This is a genomic window from uncultured Modestobacter sp., assembly GCF_947486615.1.
In the GTDB taxonomy this organism is placed as follows: Bacteria; Actinomycetota; Actinomycetes; order Mycobacteriales; family Geodermatophilaceae; genus Modestobacter.
In genome coordinates this window covers 57,422-75,587 of sequence record NZ_CANKUD010000004.1, presented here as the reverse complement: position 1 = coordinate 75,587, position 18,166 = coordinate 57,422, and the positions used below count along the sequence as shown (strand labels likewise).

Genomic DNA, 18,166 nt, shown 5'->3' with positions numbered 1-18,166 from the left:
CATGACCTCGCCGATCAGCGGCATCTCCTTCGGCATGCCCGGCATCACCGACGTGGCCGGCGTCGCCGGGGCGGCCTCGGCCGCGGCGCCCGCGTCGGTCTCCGGCGACGGCGGCTTCGCCGCGGTCCTCACCGGCTCGATCGACTCGCTCAACGCGGTGCAGGGCACGGCCGACACCCTCGCCCTGCAGGCCGCCACCGGCGACCTGCAGGACGCGCACGACTACATGATCGCCAGCACTGAGGCGAGGTTGGCCACCGACACCGTGGTGACCCTGAAGAACTCGGCGGTGGCGGCCTTCACCGAGATCATGAGGATGCAGATCTGATGCCCGCCGCTCTCGCCGGACCGCTCGACCGCATCCGGACGACCCTGTCCACCATCAGCCTCGGCCAGAAGATCGTGATCGGTCTGCTGCTGGTCGGGTTGCTGCTCGGCGGGGTCTTCTTCACCCGGTGGATCACGGCGCCGACGTTGTCGCCGCTGTTCAGCAACCTGGCCTCCACCGACGCCTCGGCGATCGTGGAGGAGCTGAACGCCGAGGGCGTGCCCTACGAGCTGGCCGACGGCGGCCAGACGGTCATGGTCGCCCAGGACAAGGTCTACGACATGCGTCTGGCGATGAGCGGCAAGGGGCTGCCGGCCGGCAACGAGACCGGCTACTCCCTCCTGGACGAGCAGGGCATCACCACCAGCGAGTTCCAGCAGCAGGTCTCCTACCAGCGGGCCCTGGAGGGCGAGCTCTCCAACACCCTGAAGGCGCTGGACGGCGTCCGTTCCGCGGTGGTGCACGTCGCCCTGCCCAAGGAGGACGTCTTCGCCACCGACCAGGCCGAGCCGACCGCCTCGGTGCTGCTGGACCTGGCGCCGGGCACCGAGCTGCGCGGCGAGCAGATCCAGGCGGTCACCCACCTGGTCTCCTCCAGCATCGAGGGGATGTCCCCGGACTCGGTGACCGTGGCCGACTCCACCGGCGCGGTGCTGTCCGCCGCCGGCGGGGGCGCCACCGGCGCCGCCGGCGACGCGCAGTCGGAGCAGGAGCAGGCCTACGAGGGGCGGCTCGCGGCCAACGCCCAGCAGATCCTCGACCGGGTGGCCGGCCCCGGCAACGCCGTGGTCTCCGTCCGCGCCGACCTGGACTTCTCCCAGCGCGACACCACCACCGAGAGCTACCAGTACAACGAGGGCACCCCGGCGCTGTCGGAGTCGACCACCACCGAGAGCTACACCGGCACCGGTGCCGCCGTCGGCGGGGTGCTGGGCGCGGAGGACGTGGCCGCGGGCGGCGGGGACTCGACCTACGACAAGGAGTCGACCACCTCGAACAACGCGGTCGACAAGACGGTGGAGACCATCGCCGGCGCCCCCGGCGCGGTCGAGCGGCTGACCGTCTCCGTGGTCATGGACGACGCCACCGCCGGCGCCCTGGACCAGGCCACGATCCAGGACCTGGTGGGCAACGCGGTGGGGCTGGACGTCGCCCGGGGCGACGCCATCACGGTCGCCGCGATGGCCTTCGACAACACCGCGGCCGAGCAGGCCGCCGCCGACCTCGCGGCCGCGCGGGAGGCGGAGAAGACCGCCCAGATGTGGTCGATGATCAAGACCGGCGGCATCGCGCTCGGCATCGCCCTGCTGGTGCTCATCGTCTGGCTGCGCTCCCGGCGCAACCGCGAGGAGTACGAGGAGCTGGAGGACGAGGAGCCCGAGTACGAGCGCATCCAGGTCGAGAGCGTCCGCGACCCCGAGCTCGACGACCGGGCCGCCCAGCTGGCCGCCGCCCAGCGCGAGCGGGTGCGCGGCGAGATCTCCGAGATGGTCAGCGACCGGCCCGACGAGGTCGCCACCATGCTCCGCGGCTGGTTCGCCGACGCCAAGTGAGCACGACCGGGCGGACCGCCCGGTGAGCACGACGTCCGGGGCCTCCCCCGGCGGGGCCGATGCCCTGCCGGGTGGGGCCCCGGACTGCCGATCAAGTAGGTGGACGCCGCCGGCGTCCGTGACGAGGGGGGAACGACAGCAGTGAGCATCGCCAGCATCGAACAGCTCACCGGGGTGCCGGCCCGGACCGGTGGTCAGCTCGCCGCGTCCTCCCGCCCCGAGCTGCCCGGCCTGCGCAAGGCAGCGGTGTTCCTCGCCCAGCTGACCAAGGAGGAGGCCGGCGCCGTGCTCGCGCAGATGCGACCCTCCGAGGTGGAGAAGCTGACCGGTGAGCTTATGGGGTTGCAGCGGGTCGACGGCGGCGACGTCGACGACGTGCTGAGCGAGTTCCACGCCCTGATGCAGGCCCGCCGCTTCGTCGGCACCGGCGGTGTCGAGTTCGCCCGCGAGGTGCTGGCCGCGGGCCTCGGCGAGGAGAAGGCCGACGGCATCCTCTCCCGGCTCAACGTGGTCTACACGGAGCTGCCCTTCGCCTCGCTGCGCAACAGCGACGTCCGGCAGCTGGTCACCTTCCTCAAGGACGAGCACCCCCAGGTCGTCGCCCTCGTGCTGGCGCACCTGCCGGCGCCGCAGTCGGCCGAGGTGCTGTCGGGCTTCCCGCCGGACCAGCAGGCCGACGTCGCCTACCGGATCGCGATGATGGACCGCACCGCTCCGGAGATGGTCCGGATGGTCGAGGAGGAGCTCGGCCGCCGGATGGGGTCGCTGCTGGCCTACCAGGACATGGCCACCGTCGGCGGCGTCGAGACCCTGGTCGAGATCATCAACCGGTCCTCGCGGCCCACCGAGCGCTCGATCCTGGAGTGGCTGGAGAACAGCGACCCGGAGCTCGCCGAGCGGATCCGCTCGCAGATGTTCGTCTTCGAGGACATCGTCACCATCGACGACCGGTCGCTGCAGCTGGTGCTGCGCGACGTCGAGGCCAACGACCTGGCCACCGCGCTCAAGGGCGTCAAGCAGGACGTCCGGGACAAGGTGGTCCGCAACCTCTCCGAGCGCGCCGGGGAGAACCTGATCGAGGAGATCGAGCTGCTCGGCCCGGTGCGCACCCGCACGGTCGAGGAGGCCCAGGCCAAGGTGGTCGCGGTCATCCGCACCCTCGAGGAGCAGGGCACCCTGACCATCTCGCGGGGTGGTGAGGATGACTTCGTCGCCTGACGTCGCCGGCGGGCGGGCAACGGACCGGGCAGCGTCCCAGCGGACGTCGCCCGACGGCAGGCGCGAGACGCTGCTGCTGCGCGGGTCCTCGGCCGCCGACGCCATCCCCTACCAGCGCAGCGCCCCCGGCGCCCCGGTCTGGGGACGGCGCGGGACGACGGCGCTCGCCGACGAGTCCGTGGTCGTGCGTCCGGCGACCCCGCCGGTGCCCCCGCCGGCACCGGCCCGGTCCGGCCCGCCGCCGACGGTGCTGGCCGGCCCGGTCGACGCCGTTCCGGTGCCGACCCCGCCGTCCACCGCCTCCACCACCAGCCGGGACGCCGACTCCGCGTCGGCCGCCCGGGTCGGGCTGCGGCTGGGCGAGGTCTACGCCGAGCAGCTGGCCCGGCTGCGCGAGGAGGCCCGCCGGGCGGGCTGGGCCGCCGGCCACGCCGAGGGCCTGGTCGCCGCCGAGCAGGTGGTGCACGCCGCCGAGCGGGCCGCCGAGGAGCGCCTCGCCGCGGTGCAGGTGCGCTGGGAGCGCCGGCTGGCCACCGCCACCGCCGCCATGGGCGCCGCGGTGGAGCAGCTGGACGCCACCGCCGCCCCGGTCGTCGACGAGCTGCGGGACAGCGTGCTGGACACCGTCCTCGTGCTGGTCGGCGACCTGCTCGGCCGGGAGCTGGCGATGGCCGCCTCCCCCGGGCTGGACGCGCTGCGCCGGGCGCTCACCCTCTGCCCGCGCGACGTCCCGGTCGTCGTCCGGCTGCACCCCGACGACCTCGCCGAGGTCCCCGCCGACACGCTCGCGGGCCTGCCCGCGTCGGTGACCGTGGTCGCCGACGACGCCGTCGAGCGGGCCGGCGCCCTGGCCGAGGCCGGCACCCAGCGGGTGGACGCCCAGCTGTCCGCCGCGCTCGAGCGGGTCCGCGAGGTGCTCCGCTCGTGAGCGTGCTCGGACTCGGCACCGCCGATCTTCTGGAGCGCGCCCGCGCGGCCGCCCGCCCGCAGATCACCGGGATCGTCACCGGCGCGATGGGGCTCACCCTCACCGTCGAGGGCGTCTCCGCCGCCGTCGGCGACCTGGTCGAGGTCACCACCGGCCCGCGGCCGCTGCTGGCCGAGGTCGTCGCCGTGCAGCGCGACCGGCTGACCTGCATGCCGCTGGGCGACCTGTCCGGCGTGCACTCCGGCGCCCGCGTGCGACCCACCGGCATGCCGCTGCAGGTGCCGGTCGGCGAGTCCCTGCTCGGCCGGGTGCTGGACGGGCTGGGCCGGCCGATGGACGGCGGCCCGCCGCTGGGCTCCGCCGTCCGGTACGTGGACCTGACCAGCGAGACCCCGAACGCGCTCACCCGCGCCCGGGTGAGCCGGCAGCTGACCACCGGCGTCCGCGCCCTGGACACCCTCGTCCCGGTCGGCAAGGGCCAGCGGCTGGGCATCTTCGCCGGCTCCGGCGTCGGCAAGTCCACGCTGATGAGCCAGATCACCCGGGGCACCGACGCCGACGTCCGGGTCATCGGGCTGATCGGCGAGCGTGGCCGCGAGGTCCGGGAGTTCCTCGAGGAGGACCTGGGGCCGGAGGGCATGGCGCGCACCGTCGTCGTCGTCGCGACCTCCGACGAACCGCCGCTCGTGCGCCTCAAGGCCGCGTTCGTGGCCACCCGGATCGCCGAGGGCTTCCGCGACCAGGGCCGCGACGTGCTGCTGATGATGGACTCGATCACCCGCACCGCGATGGCCCAGCGCGAGGTCGGGCTGTCGGCCGGGGAGCCGCCGGCGACCCGCGGCTACCCGCCGAGCGTCTTCGCGATGATGCCCAAGCTGCTGGAGAAGGCCGGCACGTCGACGACGGGGTCGATCACCGGCCTCTACACGGTGCTCGTGGAGGGTGACGACCACAACGAGCCGATCGCCGACACCGCCCGGTCGATCCTGGACGGGCACGTGGTGCTCACCCGCAAGCTGGCCACCGCCGGGCACTTCCCGGCCATCGACGTGCTCGAGTCGATCTCCCGGGTGGCGAACACCATCGTGCCGCCGCCGCAGATGACCGACGCCCGGGAGATCCGCCGGATGATGGCCGCGCTGCGCGACGTCCGCGAGCTCATCGAGATCGGCGCCTACCAGACCGGCAGCGACCCGCTGGTCGACCGGGCCCGCCGGCTCGTCCCGGCGATCGACGCCTTCCTGCGGCAGACCGGGGACGACGCGACCTCGACCGCCGAGGCGTTCGCCCGACTGCACGCGATCGCCACCACCGCGTGAGCGCCGGCCGTGTGCGGGCCGGTCGCGAGCCCGCCGGCCCCGGCTGCCCGGCGCCGTGAAGCAGCCGGCCTTCCGCCTGGAACCGGTGCTGCGGCTGCGCCGGACCGAGGAGCGGGCCGCCGCCCTCGCGGCGGCCCAGGCAGCCCGCGAGGCGTCCGAGGCGGCCGAGCGGGCCGAGCGGGACGCCGTCGCGCTGGGCCGGCGCGGCCTGCCCGCGGCTGCGACCGGTGGGGCGTTCGTGGCCGCGATGGTCGCATCGACCGCCGCGGCTGCCGATGTGTCTGCTGCACGGGCACTCGCGCTCGCCCGGGCTGAGCAGGCCGAGTTGGTGCGTGCGCGGTGGACCGCCGCCGCGCAGCGCACCAAGGGCCTGGAGCGCCTGCGGGAACGGCACGAAGCCGCCCTGCAGGCAGCGGCCGACGCCGCCGAGGTACGGGCGGTCGACGACCTGGTCACCGGCCGCTACAGCACCACCGACAGGGAGGAGGAGACGTGGACGGACTGATCGCGGTACAGGCCCGGATCGGCCAGATCCAGGCACGCTTCACGCCCCCCGCGGCGACCAGCGCCTCGTGGGCCAGCGCGGCCGCTGCCGCCGGCCTCACCGGCACCGGCTCGGCGACGAGCACCGCCACGCTGTCGGCCACCGGCACCGGCGCGGAGGTCGTCGGCGCGGCGACCAAGTACCTCGGCGTCCCCTACAAGTGGGGCGGCACCGACCCGGCCACCGGGCTGGACTGCTCCGGCTTCACCCAGCGGGTCTACGCCGACCTCGGGATCAGCATCCCGCGGACCTCCTCGCAGCAGGCCACCGCCGGCCGGCCCGTCGCCTCCCTCGCCGAGGCCCAGCCCGGCGACCTGGTCTTCTTCGACAACTCCTCGTCCCGGACCGGGATCGACCACGTGGGCCTCTACATCGGCGGCGGGAAGATGATCGCCGCCCCGCAGGAGGGCGACGTCGTCAAGGTCCAGGACGTCGGCAACCCGACGCTCATCCGCCGGGTGCTCCCGGAGGGCACCAGCACCGCCGCCGTCTCCGCCGCCACCGGCGGCGGGCTGGCCGGGGTGCCCTACGCCGACCTCTTCACCCAGGCCGGCGCCAAGCACGGCATCTCCCCCGCACTGCTGGCCGCGGTCGCCAAGGTCGAGTCCGGGTTCAACAGCTCCGCGGTCTCCTCCGCGGGCGCCACCGGGCTGATGCAGTTCATGCCCGCCACCGCCACGGGGCTGGGCGTCAACGCGGCCGACCCGGCGTCCGCGATCGACGGCGCCGCTCGCTACCTGAGCAGCCTGACCGCGCAGTTCGGCTCGACCGAGCTGGCGCTGGCCGCCTACAACGCCGGCCCCGGCGCCGTGAGCCGGGCCGGGGGCATCCCGGCCAACGGCCAGACGCAGTCCTACGTCCAGAAGGTGACCCGAGCCGCGGAGGCCTATTCATGACCGCTCCCACCTCGATGCCGGTGATGCCGGCCGCGGCCCGCGCCGGCGGCCCGACCAGCACGGCCTGCAGCAGCGGCCCGACCGGCACGGCGTCCGCGCCCGCCGACGGCTCCCCCGCCTTCGCCGACGCCCTCGACACCGCCCTGGACGACACGCTCTCCGGCGGCGGCACGGCCACCGGCGACCCCGCCACCACCGACGCCGAGCAGGCCGAGACCGACGCCACGGCGCCCGCGCCGGTGGTGCTGGTGCCCGGGCTGTGGGCGCTGATGACCGCGGTGACCCCGCTGACCACCTCCTCCCCCGGGACGGCCGCCAGCACCGCGGCGGCCAGCCTGATCGGGGCGGTGACCGGACTCGCGGTGCCCACGCTGCCCGGCACACCGGCCGCCGACGTGCCGGTCCCCGGCGCCGCGGTCCCGGGCGCCGAGCAGCTGCAGGTCGCCACCGAGCCCACCGGCACCGCCGTCCCCGCGCCGGCCGCGGTCGACGTGCTGGCCGAGGCGGCCGGGCTCACCGTCGTCCGCGAGCCCGCCCCCACGGGCGGCCCCGTCACCGCCGAGCCGGCCGTCGTCGCGGGCAGCGTGCTACCGCCCGCCGCCGGGGCGGCCGGGTCGGCGGACGCGGACACCGACGGGGCGACCGGCGGTGCGGCCGGTGCCGTGCCGGCGGCCGCGGCCGACGCACCCCAGGACGCCGACGCGGTGTTCACGCTGGGCGGTGCGACGGCGAGCGCCACCGTCGGCGCCCCCGCCGAGGCCGCCCCGGCCCCGGCCCCGCTGCCGGACGACGCACCCGTCGCCGCCCAGCTCGGCCGGCAGATCGCCGTCCTGCGCAACGCGCCGGACGGCAGCCAGACGATGACCATGGTGATCACCCCCGAGTCGCTCGGGCCGGTCACCGTCGCGGTCACGATCACCGACGGCACGCTCGACCTGATGCTGCACGGCGCCTCCGACCACGGCCGGCAGGCCCTGGTCGACGCGCTGCCGGACCTGCGCCGCGACCTGGAGGGCGCCGGCCTGTCGCTGAGCAAGCTCGACGTCGGCACCGGCACCGGTTCCGACTCGGGCTCCCGCGCGGCCCAGCAGCAGCTGCTCGACGCCCGCGCCGGCCAGCAGGGCTCCTCCGGCCAGCCCGGCCAGCAGGCGCCCCGCACCTGGGGCTCGGTCCCCGACGCCGTCGCCGCCGACGGCACCCCCCTGACCACCGCCCGGTCCACGTCGTCCGGCGTGGACGTCCGCGTCTGACCTGGAGTCCGCTCGATGACCACCCCCGTAGGCAGCGTCGGCACCTCGACGACCACCGCCAGCAGCGCGGTCGACCGCTCCGACCAGATGGGCAAGGACACCTTCCTCAAGCTGCTGGTCGCCCAGATGCGCTACCAGGACCCGAGCAACCCGACCAGCAGCAGCGAGTTCATGGCGCAGACCGCGACGTTCACCCAGGTGGAGAAGCTCGAGGAGATCGCCAAGCAGAACGCCGAGCTGCTCACCCTGCAGCGCTCGCTGAGCGCCGGCGCCCTGGTCGGCAAGCACGTGGCCTACACCGCCGACGACGGCACCACCGTCACCGGCGCGGTCTCCTCGGTCATCGTCACCGCCGGCAGCGAGCCGCGGGCGATCGTCGGCGACAAGGCCGTGCCGCTGGGCCGGGTCACCGAGATCACCGTCGCCGAGGTCGTCACCCCGACCACTCCCCCGACCACCACGGGCACCTCCGCCAGCTGACCCCGGCGTCCCGTCCCCCGAACCGACACCGATCACCGATCGCGAGGAGTCCTCCCCATGCTGCGTTCCATGTTCTCGGCCATCTCCGGCCTGCGCGCCCACCAGACCAAGCTCGACGTCACCGGCAACAACATCGCCAACGTCAACACCGTCGGCTTCAAGGCCAGCCAGACCGTCTTCGAGGACACGCTCAGCCAGGTGCTGCGCAACGGCTCGGCGCCCAACGGCGGCGTCGCCGGCACCAACCCGGCGCAGGTCGGCCTGGGCGTCAAGGTCGCCGGCATCACCACGAACTTCGGCCAGGGCTCCACCCAGAACACCGGCCGGGCCAGCGACTTCATGATCAGCGGCGACGGCTTCTTCGTCACCAAGGTCGGCAACGAGCAGCTCTACACCCGGGCCGGCTCCTTCGACACCGACGGCGTGGGGAACCTGGTCACCCCCGACGGGGCGAAGCTGCAGGGCTGGATGGCCAACGCCCTCGGCGTCGTCGACGCCAACGGCCCGGTGCAGGACCTGCGGATCCCGACCGGCCAGGTGCTGGCGCCGGTCGCCACCACCGGTGCGGCGCTGGCCGGCAACCTCTCGGCCACCCCGGTCGCCGACGAGACGCCGGTGACCTCGCAGATCGCCATGTACGACGACCTGGGCAACGCCCACCCGATCAGCGTGTCGATGACCCGCAACGCCACCCCGGCCAACAGCTGGGCGGTCACCTTCACCGACACCTCGACCGCGTCGGCCACCTCACCGGGGACTCAGATGGGCCCTGCTCTCACGCTGCAGTTCGCCGACGGCACCGGCGCTTACCTCGACGGGAACGGCCTGCCCCGGCCGGCTGGGACCCTCCACACGCCCATGCCTGCCGTCTTCGAGCTCGACAGCGCCACCGCCGGCGCCGCCGCGTGGACCAAGGACGTGAACATCGACCTGTCGGCGATGACCCAGTTCGGCGGCAAGAGCGACGCCGCAGCCAAGACCACCGCCGACAGCGGCTCGGCGATGGGCGTGCTGGAGGGCTACTCGCTGGCCAACGACGGCACGATCGTCGGCATCTACTCCAACGGGCTGCGGCAGAACATCGGGCAGCTGGCGCTGGCCACCTTCACCAACCCCGGTGGCCTGGAGAAGGCCGGCAACAGCTCGTTCCGGGCCGGCGACAACTCCGGCAACCCGCTGGTCGGGCAGGCCGGCACCGGCGGCCGCGGCAGCCTGTCCGCCGGCGCGCTGGAGATGTCCAACGTCGACCTGGCCGAGGAGTTCACCGGCCTGATCGTCGCCCAGCGTGGCTTCCAGGCCAACAGCCGCGTGATCACCACCTCCGACGAGATCCTGCAGGACCTGGTCCAGCTCAAGCGCTGACGCAGGCCCCTCCTCCTCGCCGCTCGCACGCTCGTGCCGGTGAGGAGGGGCCGGACGGCCCGGTCACCCGTACGGGGTGGCCGGGCCATCCGGCTCAAGCCCCACCCTCGAACCGCCGATGACAGCAGTGCGGCGCGACGAGGCCCGACGTGGCATCCCGCCACCCCCGAACCCCTGGAGCAGTCCGTGATCCGTCTGACGCGCCTCAACGGCGAGCACTTCGTGCTCAACGCTGAGCTGATCCAGCGGGTGGAGGGCCATCCCGACACCGTGGTCACGCTCCGCGACGACACGAAGTACGTCGTCACCGAGACCGTCGACGAGGTGGTCCGCGAGGTCCGCGACTACCGGGCCGGCATCCAGGCGGTCGCCTTCCAGATGGACCGCGGTGAGTACCGCCCGCCGACGACCACCGACCTGCAGGGCCCCGAGGACGCCTCGGTCGTGCCCTTCCCGAGCCGAGACGAGCGCTGAGCCATGGACCCCGCCACCCTGATCGGGTTCGCGATCTCCCTGATCGCGTTCTTCGTCTTCATGATCCTCGAGGGCGCCGACCCGACGTCGCTGATCTTCCTGCCGGCGATCGTGCTGGTCATCATCGCGACCTTCGGTGCCGCGCTGGCCAGCCAGACGATGGCCGACCTGAAGAAGATCCCCACCTGGTTCAAGATGGCCGTGCTGCCGGCGAAGGTGCCCCCGGCCGCCGACCAGATCCAGACCCTGGTCAGCCTCGCCGAGAAGGCCCGCAAGGAGGGCCTGCTCGCGCTCGAGGCACAGGTCAAGGACATCGACGACCCGTTCCTCAAGCGCGGGCTGCAGATGAGCATCGACGGCACCGACCCCGAGGACCTGCGGGCCATCCTGGAGGGCGAGATCTCGGCCAAGAAGGCCGAGGACAAGGTCGCGGGGAAGTTCTTCACGACCATGGGCGGCTACGCGCCGACCATCGGCATCCTCGGCTGCATCGTCGGGCTGATGAACGTGATGGGCAGCCTCAGCAACCCAGAGGCGCTGGGCCCGATGGTCTCCGCGGCGTTCATCGCCACCCTGTGGGGCGTCATGGCCGCCAACTTCTGGTTCCTGCCGATGGGCGCCAAGATCGCCCGGGTCAGCGAGCTCCAGGCCGCCCAGATGGAGCTGCTCGTCGAGGGGATCGCCGAGATCCAGGCCGGCACCAGCCCGCGCACCGTCCGGGCCAAGCTCACCTCGCTGATCCCGCCCAGTGAGCAGGAGCGCGAGGCGGCATGAGCAAGAGCGGCGGGCACGGCGGCCACGGGGGTGGCCGCCGCAAGAAGCACGAGGAGCACGAGGAGCACGAGAACCACGAACGGTGGCTGGTGTCCGGCTTCGACATGATGACGCTGCTGTTCGTGCTGTTCGTGGTTCTCTACGCGATGAGCTCGATCGACGCGGCCAAGTTCACCGCCTTCGCGGCGGGCGCCCGCGAGGGCGGCGGTGCACCGATCACCATCCTCAACGACGGTGCCGCCATCGACGCACCGACGGAGAACGACAGCCCGCTCAAGCCGGTCCAGGTGGCCCAGGAGGCCGCCATCGACGGCACCGCGCAGACCGCCGCGGAGCAGGCGGCGGCCGAGGCGGCCGCGGCATCCGCGGCCCGGCAGACCGCCGCCGAGGCACAGGCGGCCTACGACCAGCTCGCCGCGGCCCGCGCCGAGCTCCAGCAGGCGCTCGCCGCAGCCGGGCAGTCCGGCGCGGCCGAGTTCGTCATCGACGAGCGCGGCCTGGTCATCCACGTGGTGTCCGACCCGGTGCTCTTCGCGCCCGAGTCGGCGACACTGCAGCCACAGGGCACGGTCGTCCTCGACGCACTGGCCCCGACGCTGCTCGGCCTGCCCAACCAGATCGAGGTCGAGGGCCACGCCAACTCCCTGCCGGTGACCGCGGGTGGCCCGTGGCCGTCCAACTGGGAGCTGTCGGCGATCCGTGCCACGACCGTGTTGCGGCACCTCGCCGAGACCGACGGCATCCCCGACACCCGGATGTCCGCGGCGGGCTACGGCAGCACCCGGCCGCTCGTGCCCGACAGCGACCCCAGCTACGTCACGGTCAACCGGCGGGTCGACGTCGTCGTCCTGTCCGACGCCTCGGCGAGCGCCAACGCCCTGCTGCCCGGCCTCGAGGCCGCAGCCCAGTAGCCGGTCGGTCCCACCGACCCGCACCACCGACGCACCGCGCGCACCCACAGCCACGCGGGCACCGAACTCCGAGGGAGGCCACGGATGAGCAAGAAGACCAAGAAGGAGACGCCCGAGGACGAGGACGCCGCGGGCGGCGGGAAGAAGAAGCTGCTGATCATCGGGCTGGTCGCCGTCCTGGCGCTCGGCGCCGCGGCGTACTTCTTCATGTTCGGCGGGAGCGGCGAGGCCGAGGCGGAGCCGGCACCCGAGGCCGGCGCGGTCGTCCTGCCCGTCGACTCGGTGGCCATCAACCTGGCCGGCGGCAGCTACCTGAAGCTCGGCTTCACGCTGCAGTTCTCCCTCGCCTACGACGAGCACGCCGGCGGCGGCGGGCACGGCGGCGGGGCCACGCCGGACGGCTCCAAGGCCATGGACATCGCCATCTCGCAGTTCTCCGGCGCCGCACTGTCGGACGTGCAGACCAACCGCGAGGCGATGAAGGCCGCCTTCGAGGCAGCGGTCGTCGAGGCCTACCACGGCGACGTGTACGAGCTCTGGTACACGGAGTACGTCACCCAGTAGTCGAAGGACCCCCTCGCCCCCCGGCACTCGCACGCTCGTGCCGGGGCCCTGCGAGGGGGCCGACCAGCACCACACCAGACGCTCCTCCCCCAGAGGGACGCACCGGCACCAGCCGGTACCGGAGAACCGGTACCGGCTGGTCCCCGGCGGTCAGGGTCGACCACCCCACCGCCGATGAGGACATGCGTGAGCCTGTCCGACACCGTGGCCGAGGCGCCCAGCGTCCCCGCCCCCCGGAACCCCGACGGGCAGGGGCGTGCCCGGCGACGGGAACCGCGCACCTACGACTTCCGTCGCCCCACGAAGCTCTCCCGCGAGCACGTCCGGATCCTGCAGATCGCCCAGGAGAACTTCGCCCGCCAGGCGACGACGACGCTGACCTCGGCGCTGCGCACCGGGGCGCGGATGGAACTGGTCGGCATCGAGCAGTTCTCCTACGACGACTACGTCGCCACGCTGCCGCCGTCGTACTTCCTGGCGGTCTTCACGCTGGAGCCGCTGCCCGGCAAGGGCCTGCTGGCCTACCCGCTGGACACCGCGATGGCGATGGTCGACCACATGCTGGGCGGCGCCGGCGCCGGCGACCAGCCCAACCGGCCGATGACCGGCATGGAGAGCAGCATCACCGGCCACCTGCTGCAGCAGCTGCTCGAGCAGTTCGCCGAGGCCTTCGCGCACATCACCGCGCTGCAGCCGGCCCTGGACGGCGTCGAGTACAACCCGCAGCTGGCCCAGGCGGCGTCGGGCTCGGAGACCGTGATGGTCTCCACCTACAGCATGCGGATCGGCACCCGGGAGCCCGAGGCCACGCTGGTGCTGCCGTTCTCCGCCTTCGTCGGGGCGCTGAACAACGCGGCCTCCCCGCAGCTGTCGGAGTCCGCGCGGGTCAAGCGGCAGCGGGCCCACGAGGCGCTGACCGAGCGGCTCAACGACGTGCCGGTCGACGTCAGCGTCCGGTTCAACCCGATCGAGGTCCCCTCCGGCGACCTGCTGTCCCTCGCCGTCGGCGACGTGCTGCTGCTGCGGCACACCCAGGACAGCCCGCTCGAGGTCACCACCAACGACGTGACCTTCGCCCACGCCCTGCCGAGCAACCACCGGCGCCGCCTGGCCGCCGAGATCGTCCCCGACATCGTCGCGACCGTCGCAAAGGACCACCCATGACCACCGCCTTCGGCACCTCCTCGGACTCCGAGACCATCGCCACCGCCGTCGCGGCCGCCGCCCAGGCCGCCGCGGCCGCGCTGCCGGCCGAGCTGGACCTGCGCGCCGGGGAGACGGTGGCCGACCCCGAGTCGGTCCCCCTCCCGGCGACCCCGGGGGCGGCCGTCACCGCAGCCCTCGGCGGTGAGGTCAGCGGCGACATCGTGCTGGTGCTCTCCGAGGAGATCGTCAGCGCGCTGACCAACTCCCCGGTCGGCCCGATGGACGTCGCCACTGCGCTGCGCCCCGCGCTGGAGGCCGCCGCCGCGGCCCTGGGCCGGGTCCGGGTGGCCGCCGAGCGCGTCGAGGAGGTCGTCCCCGCGCTGGACGGCCTGCGTGACAAGGGCGTCTTCCTCGCCGTCCCCCTGGTCAACGGCAGCGAGATCGCCGCGACGCTGGCCCTGCAGGTCACCCTGCCGCAGCGGCGTGAACGGCGCGGCAGCCTGGACCTGCTGCGCAACGTGGCCATGGAGGTCACCGTCGAGATCGGCCGGACCCGGATGACGGTCTCCGAGCTGCTCTCCCTGCACCCCGGTGAGGTCGTCGAGCTCGACCGCGCCGCCGGCGCACCGGCCGACCTGCTGGTCAACGGCACCCTGATCGCCCGCGGCGAGATCGTCGTCGTCGACGAGGACTTCGGCCTGCGGATCAGCGAGATCGTGACCGACGCCGACCCGGGGACGGCGGCCCCGTGACCCCGAAGACGACGTGCGAGCGAGCATCGCAGGGAGCGCCAGCGACCGAGGAGCGGAACGAGTTCGGAGTCGAGCGATGACGTGGATGATCATCCGCCTGGTGCTGTGCCTGGGCTTCATCGCGGCGGTGCTGCTGTTCGCCAGCCGGCTGGCCGCCAAGCGCGGGCTCGGTGGCACCACCGGCGTGATCGAGGTCGTCGCCCGCCAGCGCATGGGCCGGGCGAGCAGCGTCTCGGTGCTGCGGGTCGCCGGCCGGGTGCTCGTGGTCGGCTCCACCGAGGAGCACGTCACCCTGCTCGCCGAGGTGGAGGACGAGGAACTGCGGACCGCGCTGGCCACGGCCCAGGTGCGCCCGGCCGTCACCGGCACCGCCGGCGACCTGGACGGCGTACCCGCCCCGCGCCCTCCGGCCCGCGTCGGCTCCCCCGCCCTGGCCGGGTCCGTGCTCGACCGCGGCACCTGGACGACGGTCGTGCAGGAGCTGCGCGAGCGGACGGTGCGACGGTCGTGACCACCCTGCCTGCGCCGGCCACCCGCGGCCGGTCGACCGCGCAGCGGTCGGCCCTGCTGCTGCTCGTGCTGCTCGGTGCCGTCGTCGCGATGGTGCTGCTGGCCGGCCCCGCCTCGGCCGCGCCGACCGCCCCCATCGCACCGACCGACCCCACCGCGCCCGTGGTGGACGACGGCGGACTGGACATCTCCATCGGTGGGGACAGCCCGAGCACCGCGGTCACGCTGATCCTGGCGATCACCGTGCTGTCGATTGCGCCGTCGGCACTGCTGCTGGTGACCTCGTTCACCAAGATCCTCATCGTGCTGGCGCTGACCCGGAACGCGCTGGGCCTGCCCACCTCACCGCCCAACCAGGTGCTCACCGGCATCGCGCTGTTCCTGACCATCTTCGTGATGGGCCCGGTGTTCGGTGACATCAACGAGGTCGCCGTCCAGCCCTACCTGGACGGCGCGATCACCGCCTCGGCGGCCTACGACTCCGGCGTCGAGCCGCTCAAGACGTTCCTGCTGGACAACACCCGGGACGACGAGCTGAAGCTGATGATCGGGCTGTCCGGGGAGGAAGCGCCGGCGGACGCCCAGTCGGTGAGCATGCTGACCCTGGTGCCGGCGTTCGTGCTCTCCGAGCTCAAGAGCGCCTTCATCATCGGCCTGGTCGTGTTCATCCCGTTCCTGGTGCTGGACATGCTGGTCAGCGCCGCGCTGATGGCGATGGGCATGATGATGGTGCCGCCGACCGTCGTGTCGCTGCCCTTCAAGCTGCTGCTCTTCGTGGTCGTCGACGGTTGGGCACTCATCACGACCGCGCTGGTGGGGTCGTACGGATGAGCGACGCAGACGTCACGGACATCGCGACGCAGACGATGATCGTGGGGGCCAAGGTGGCCGCCCCGATCCTGCTGACCGCCCTGCTGGTCGGCTTCATGATCTCGCTGTTCCAGGCGGCGACCCAGATCCAGGAGCCCACGCTCTCCTTCGTGCCGAAGATGATCGCGGTGGCGATCGCGCTGCTGGTGACCGGCAACTGGGTGCTCTCGGAGCTCGTCTCCTTCACCGACCAGCTGTTCGCGTCGCTGCCGCGATTGCTCGGCAAGGCCTGAGCCGGCATGGACCTCGATGTCCCCTCGGCGACGCTGGCGGCGCTGCTGCTGGCCAGCACGCGGGCCACCGGGTTCATCGTCCTGGCGCCGCCGTTCAACTCCAACGGCATTCCCCGGGCGGTCAAGGGCGCGCTGGCGCTGGCCCTCGCGCTGGTCGCGTTCCCGCACATCACCGGGCTGATGCCGGAGATCACCGCGGGGTTCCTGATCGTCGGGGCGGTCACCGAGGCGATCATCGGCGCGGCGCTGGGCTTCATCGTCCAGGTGCTGTTCGCCGCCGTCCAGCTGGCCGGTGACGTCATCGACCTCGCCGGCGGCTTCTCGCTGCAGCCGGCCTACGACCCGATGTCGCTGACCACCAGCGGCGTGATCGGCAGGCTGCACTACCTGCTCGCCACCACGCTGCTGTTCACCAGCGGCGGCCACCTGCTGCTGGTGCGGGGTTTCGTGACCTCCTACGAGGGGCTGCCGGTGGGCGGCGCGCTGCCGACCGACCAGGTGGCCTCCACCCTCATGACGGCCTTCTCGATGATGTTCCTGGCCGCGATCCAGATCGCCGGGCCGATGGTGGCCGTGCTGCTCCTGGCCGACGTGGCCCTGGCCCTGCTGTCGAAGGCCGCGCCCGCGCTGAACATCTTCGCGATCGGCTTCCCGGTCAAGATCATGATCACCCTGACCCTGCTGGGCCTGACGTTCCCGCTGCTGCCGGCGGCGGTGGACTCGCTGATGGACACCGCGCTGGACGCGATCACCTCGTTGCGGAGCGGCTGACGTGCCCACGGGAGGAGGTGACTGATGGCGAAGGACGGTCCCGGCGGGGAGAAGACCGAGAAGCCGACACCGCAGAAGCTCAAGAAGGCCCGCAAGGAAGGCCAGATCCCGCGGACCCAGGAGCTGGGCACCTGGCTGGGCGCGGCTGCCGCGAGCGTGCTGCTGCCGATGCTGGTCGGCAACGCGTTCGAGGAGATCCAGCAGCTGTTCATCCAGATCGGGAGCGTCGCCGACAACCCGGAGCCGGCGATCCTGTCCGCGCTGCTGGGCCAGGCGTTGATGGCCTTCATGACGGTCCTGCTGCCGATGGCGCTGGCCATGATGCTGATCGGCACCCTGGCCTCGGCCGGTCAGGGCGGGGTCACCCTCGCCACGAAGGCGATGAAGCCGACGCTGAAGAAGCTCAACCCCTTCCCCGGCATCAAGCGGATGTTCGGCACCCAGGGCCTCTGGGAGGCGACCAAGGCGATCATCAAGACCGTCGCGCTCGCCGCGGTCATCATCGTCACCTCCGGCAAGGCCCAGGAACTGGTCGCCGCCTCCGGCGCCATGCCCCTGGGCGAGGTGACCCGCGCCTTCACCGACTCCGCGGTGCTGATGTTCCGGGTCGTCGGCATCACCGGACTGGTCATCGCCATCGCCGACTACCTGGTGGTCCGGCACAAGATGATGAAGCAGCTCAAGATGAGCCAGTACGAGATCAAGCAGGAGCACAAGCAGTCCGAGGGCGACCCGCACATGAAGGCCCAGCGCCGGGCCACCCAGATGGCGATGTCGCGCAACCGGATGATGTCCGAGATCGCCGACGCCGACGTCCTGCTGGTCAACCCCACCCACGTCGCCGTCGCGCTGAAGTACGACCCGATGAAGGGCGCCCCCCGGGTGGTCGCCAAGGGCGCCGGCGAGGTGGCGGCGAAGCTGCGCTCCCGGGCCGAGGAGTGCCGGGTCCCGATGGTCCAGGACATCCCGCTGGCCCGTGCGCTGCACGGCTCCTGCGAGATCGGCCAGGAGGTGCCCGCCCAGCTGTTCACCGCCGTCGCCCGGGTGCTGGCCTTCGTCATGCACCTGTCCGCCCGCGGCGTCCGCGGCGGCATGCACCGGCCGGGCTTCGAGGCGCCCGCCCTCGACGGGCTCCCCAAGGCGGGTCGGCGCCGCTGATCCCTGCTCCCCACCGACCCCGCCGTCCACTCCGACCCCCCGCTGACGGGGCGGCCGGAGCTGTTGTGACGGACGGGGCTGGCGGGCTGCCGTCGTCCCCGCCGCGGTACGGACCGTTCCCCGGG

The 18,166-nt window shown here is 73.0% G+C and carries 21 protein-coding genes; all 21 read left to right on the top strand.

Annotated features, from left to right (window positions below; translation table 11 throughout):
* Nucleotide 1: 1 nt before the first annotated feature.
* The 21 genes from fliE to Q1A09_RS08885 all read left to right on the top strand — a co-directional run bounded on the left by fliE (nt 2) and on the right by Q1A09_RS08885 (nt 18,041).
* Nucleotides 2-328, top strand: a complete 327-nt coding sequence (gene fliE, locus Q1A09_RS08985; RefSeq protein WP_299953767.1) for a flagellar hook-basal body complex protein FliE — start codon at nt 2-4, stop codon at nt 326-328.
* Entirely contained in the window at nt 328-1,881 is a 1,554-nt protein-coding gene (fliF, locus tag Q1A09_RS08980) for a flagellar basal-body MS-ring/collar protein FliF (protein WP_299953766.1), read from the top strand. Before fliE ends, fliF begins: the two co-directional genes overlap by 1 nt.
* Nucleotides 1,882-2,022: 141 nt before the next feature.
* On the top strand, nt 2,023-3,099 hold the full coding sequence (fliG, locus tag Q1A09_RS08975) for a flagellar motor switch protein FliG (RefSeq protein WP_299953764.1): 1,077 nt from the start codon (nt 2,023-2,025) through the stop codon (nt 3,097-3,099).
* Complete coding sequence (locus Q1A09_RS08970; RefSeq protein WP_299953762.1) at nt 3,083-4,027, top strand: FliH/SctL family protein; 945 nt, start codon at nt 3,083-3,085, stop codon at nt 4,025-4,027. The genes fliG and Q1A09_RS08970 overlap by 17 nt, the downstream gene beginning before the upstream one ends.
* Entirely contained in the window at nt 4,024-5,346 is a 1,323-nt protein-coding gene (locus Q1A09_RS08965) for a FliI/YscN family ATPase (RefSeq protein ID WP_299953761.1), read from the top strand. The genes Q1A09_RS08970 and Q1A09_RS08965 overlap by 4 nt, the downstream gene beginning before the upstream one ends.
* 55 nt (nt 5,347-5,401) lie before the next feature.
* On the top strand, nt 5,402-5,851 hold the full coding sequence (locus Q1A09_RS08960; protein ID WP_299953759.1) for a flagellar export protein FliJ: 450 nt from the start codon (nt 5,402-5,404) through the stop codon (nt 5,849-5,851).
* On the top strand, nt 5,839-6,786 hold the full coding sequence (locus Q1A09_RS08955; protein WP_299953757.1) for a transglycosylase SLT domain-containing protein: 948 nt from the start codon (nt 5,839-5,841) through the stop codon (nt 6,784-6,786). The genes Q1A09_RS08960 and Q1A09_RS08955 overlap by 13 nt, the downstream gene beginning before the upstream one ends.
* Nucleotides 6,783-8,036, top strand: coding sequence for a flagellar hook-length control protein FliK (locus Q1A09_RS08950; RefSeq protein WP_299953755.1), 1,254 nt, complete (start codon nt 6,783-6,785; stop codon nt 8,034-8,036). The genes Q1A09_RS08955 and Q1A09_RS08950 overlap by 4 nt, the downstream gene beginning before the upstream one ends.
* A 15-nt stretch (nt 8,037-8,051) precedes the next feature.
* Nucleotides 8,052-8,516: a flagellar hook assembly protein FlgD gene (locus Q1A09_RS08945; protein ID WP_299953753.1), complete on the top strand. Its 465-nt coding sequence runs from the start codon at nt 8,052-8,054 to the stop codon at nt 8,514-8,516.
* Nucleotides 8,517-8,573: 57 nt separating this feature from the next.
* Complete coding sequence (locus Q1A09_RS08940) at nt 8,574-9,878, top strand: flagellar hook protein FlgE (protein ID WP_299953751.1); 1,305 nt, start codon at nt 8,574-8,576, stop codon at nt 9,876-9,878.
* A 186-nt stretch (nt 9,879-10,064) separates the two neighbouring features.
* The gene (locus tag Q1A09_RS08935; RefSeq protein ID WP_299953749.1) at nt 10,065-10,352 is read left to right on the top strand and encodes a flagellar FlbD family protein; all 288 of its coding nucleotides are present in this window, start codon (nt 10,065-10,067) and stop codon (nt 10,350-10,352) included.
* A 3-nt stretch (nt 10,353-10,355) separates the two neighbouring features.
* Complete coding sequence (locus tag Q1A09_RS08930; protein WP_299953746.1) at nt 10,356-11,126, top strand: motility protein A; 771 nt, start codon at nt 10,356-10,358, stop codon at nt 11,124-11,126.
* Nucleotides 11,123-12,037 carry a flagellar motor protein MotB gene (locus tag Q1A09_RS08925; protein WP_299953743.1) on the top strand — a complete coding sequence of 305 codons (915 nt, stop codon included), beginning with the start codon at nt 11,123-11,125 and terminating at the stop codon, nt 12,035-12,037. Before Q1A09_RS08930 ends, Q1A09_RS08925 begins: the two co-directional genes overlap by 4 nt.
* An 84-nt stretch (nt 12,038-12,121) precedes the next feature.
* Nucleotides 12,122-12,601, top strand: coding sequence for a flagellar basal body-associated FliL family protein (locus tag Q1A09_RS08920; RefSeq protein ID WP_299953740.1), 480 nt, complete (start codon nt 12,122-12,124; stop codon nt 12,599-12,601).
* Nucleotides 12,602-12,787: 186 nt separating this feature from the next.
* Nucleotides 12,788-13,765: a flagellar motor switch protein FliM gene (locus Q1A09_RS08915; protein WP_299953737.1), complete on the top strand. Its 978-nt coding sequence runs from the start codon at nt 12,788-12,790 to the stop codon at nt 13,763-13,765.
* Nucleotides 13,762-14,499, top strand: coding sequence for a flagellar motor switch protein FliN (fliN, locus tag Q1A09_RS08910; RefSeq protein WP_299953735.1), 738 nt, complete (start codon nt 13,762-13,764; stop codon nt 14,497-14,499). The genes Q1A09_RS08915 and fliN overlap by 4 nt, the downstream gene beginning before the upstream one ends.
* 76 nt (nt 14,500-14,575) lie before the next feature.
* Nucleotides 14,576-15,010 carry a flagellar biosynthetic protein FliO gene (locus Q1A09_RS08905; protein ID WP_299953734.1) on the top strand — a complete coding sequence of 145 codons (435 nt, stop codon included), beginning with the start codon at nt 14,576-14,578 and terminating at the stop codon, nt 15,008-15,010.
* A complete protein-coding gene (gene fliP, locus Q1A09_RS08900) occupies nt 15,007-15,840 on the top strand; it encodes a flagellar type III secretion system pore protein FliP (protein ID WP_299953733.1) in 834 nt (277 codons plus the stop codon). The genes Q1A09_RS08905 and fliP overlap by 4 nt, the downstream gene beginning before the upstream one ends.
* Nucleotides 15,837-16,112, top strand: a complete 276-nt coding sequence (gene fliQ / locus Q1A09_RS08895; RefSeq protein WP_299953731.1) for a flagellar biosynthesis protein FliQ — start codon at nt 15,837-15,839, stop codon at nt 16,110-16,112. The genes fliP and fliQ overlap by 4 nt, the downstream gene beginning before the upstream one ends.
* 6 nt (nt 16,113-16,118) lie before the next feature.
* Nucleotides 16,119-16,883 (top strand): flagellar biosynthetic protein FliR, encoded by a 765-nt coding sequence (gene fliR, locus Q1A09_RS08890; RefSeq protein ID WP_299953729.1) that lies wholly within the window; start codon nt 16,119-16,121, stop codon nt 16,881-16,883.
* A gap of 24 nt (nt 16,884-16,907) precedes the next feature.
* Entirely contained in the window at nt 16,908-18,041 is a 1,134-nt protein-coding gene (locus tag Q1A09_RS08885) for a flagellar biosynthesis protein FlhB (RefSeq protein ID WP_299953727.1), read from the top strand.
* Nucleotides 18,042-18,166: the final 125 nt, after the last annotated feature.